The organism is Halostella sp. PRR32, assembly GCF_034808085.1.
GTDB lineage: Archaea > Halobacteriota > Halobacteria > Halobacteriales > Natronoarchaeaceae > Halostella > Halostella pelagica.
Map to the genome: position 1 here is coordinate 1 of NZ_JAXHGL010000066.1, position 282 is coordinate 282.

The following is a 282-nucleotide window of genomic DNA, read 5'->3' on the forward strand; positions in this document are numbered from 1 at the left end:
CTCAAGAGTTTGCCGGGTCTGTTGCAGGAGACTGGCATCTTCAAGTGTGACACCACGCTCGAGTGCCCCGTATACTGCCGAATATATGAATTCAGCCGTCTGTTCTGGATCGATTTCACGAAACACCCCTCGTTCTATGCCGTTTTCAATAGCAGTTGTAAACTCCGAGAGTACGAACTCGTCGAATCGCTCAAATTGCTTGTGATAAGCATCAATGTGAGGTGCCTGTGACCGAAGCTCGAGGAGAGCTCGCTGGAATCGAAACTGGTTATTGTTCACTTG

At 48.9% G+C, this 282-nt stretch carries 1 protein-coding gene; it reads right to left on the reverse strand.

Annotation, left to right across the window (positions count from 1 at the left end):
* A partial coding sequence (locus SM753_RS20410; protein ID WP_323192909.1) for a TetR family transcriptional regulator C-terminal domain-containing protein occupies positions 1-282 on the reverse strand: 282 nt, incomplete at both ends.